Annotated in this window: 2 protein-coding genes; both read left to right on the top strand. The window is 58.1% G+C overall.

What is annotated here, in order from left to right:
- Positions 1-100: 100 nt before the first annotated feature.
- Complete coding sequence (locus DBR23_RS11045) at positions 101-853, top strand: 16S rRNA pseudouridine(516) synthase (protein ID WP_108498271.1); 753 nt, start codon at positions 101-103, stop codon at positions 851-853.
- 220 nt (positions 854-1,073) lie between these two features.
- Positions 1,074-1,567, top strand: a 494-nt coding sequence (locus tag DBR23_RS11040) for a transposase (RefSeq protein WP_233250395.1), incomplete at its 3' end; no start/stop codon positions are given.

Raw genomic sequence — 1,567 nt, 5'->3', positions numbered from 1 at the left:
TCTTACAGCCCAGAAAACCCCAGTCAGATATGACTGGGGTTTTTTGCTTTCCAGGCGCACAAAAATCATCCCTTCTAGCTGACCCTCCAGGGTATTGACCATGCAACTACAAGACATCCTGTATTCCCAAGGTTTTGGTACGCGTCGTGTTTGCGCGGGCCTGATTCAGCAGGGATGGGTCTCGGTGCGTGAGGCATCTTCGCCCAATGCTGAGTACGTGCTCTGCACGGAGGCTACCGCAGGCTATGAGCCCGAAGGACTGCTGTTACGTGTACAGGGTGTGGATTGGCCGTTCCACGCCAAAGCCTACGTGCTGCTTCACAAACCCGCCGGCACGGAGTGTTCTCAGAAGCCTTCTACGTACCCCAGCATCTATACGCTTCTGCCTCCGCCGTTGCGTCAGCGGCCCACGAAGAGTGCGGTTCAAGGAGTGCAGGCGGTGGGGCGCCTTGATCAGGACACAACGGGTATGTTGCTATTGAGCGATGACGGGCAATTCATTCATCGCTTGAGTTCGCCCAAGAAGCATGTTCCGAAGGTTTACCAAGTGACGACCAAACACCCGGTGGACGAGACACAGGTGTCGAAATTGTTGGCGGGGGTTGTGCTGGACGATGATCCCACGCCGGTGCGTGCTGCAAACTGCTCCATTGTGGGTTCCCATCGCTTGGATATGACGCTGACTGAGGGCAAGTACCACCAGGTCAAGCGGATGATTGCAGCGGTTGGCAATAGGGTGGATGGGCTACATCGCTCTCGCATTGGAAGCATGGATTTGCCTGCGGATTTGGCCCCCGGCCAATGGCGATGGCTCAATGCTTCCGATCTGTCACTGTTGAACAGCAACGCTTGAGCATGTTGTCCGGAGGAGTGGCCTCTTTGGACTGGCTTAGAGAGCGCGGCCGGGGCACTGTGACTCATGTCGTTGATCCCTTGACTGCCGACGCTGGGAGAGCTCTGCTGGCAAGTTGTGGTCTCGCCCTGCGAGATGGTCTGGAACCCTAGAGGGTGTACAGAATTTTGTGTAAACGGACAATCCACCGCCGGCGCAAGCCGGCCTGTCGGTAAGCACAATGAACACCAAGAAACACGACGTACCCGAAGAACTGCTGTCTGGCCTGCTGGCCAACTACAAGAAGCCTGAAGACCTCATCGGCGAGAACGGCCTGCTCAAGCAGTTGACCAAGCTGCTGGTCGAGCGAGCCTTGGACGCCGAGCTGACTGAGCACCTGGGCCATGAACGCAACGAAGCGGTGGCCAACCCCGCCGGCAACACCCGAAACGGCAAGAGCAAGAAGACCCTCAAGGGGGAGTTTGGCGAGTTGCCCATCGAGGTGCCACGCGACCGCCATGGCAGCTTCGAGCCCCAGCTCATCCCCAAGCACCAGACCCGCTGGGCCGGCTTCGACGACAAAATCATCTCGCTATACGCCCGTGGCCTGACGGTGCGCGAGATACAGGCCCACTTGCAGGGTAAGCGTCAGCTCAGCACCCTCTTGACGAGGTCCTTATGGGATAGTCAGACGTCCAGGATGTGTCGCAGCAAGCCGAAGCCTACGCGCCACTG

Source organism: Acidovorax sp. HMWF018, assembly GCF_003061035.1.
In the GTDB taxonomy this organism is placed as follows: domain Bacteria; phylum Pseudomonadota; class Gammaproteobacteria; order Burkholderiales; family Burkholderiaceae_C; genus Acidovorax; species Acidovorax delafieldii.
This window is presented reverse-complemented; position numbering and strand designations above follow the sequence as displayed.

What these genes read in the sequence shown, in the direction of transcription:
- DBR23_RS11045 (WP_108498271.1), top strand. Translation starts at nt 101, where the DNA reads ATGCAACTACAAGACATCCTGTATTCCCAAGGTTTTGGTACGCGTCGT.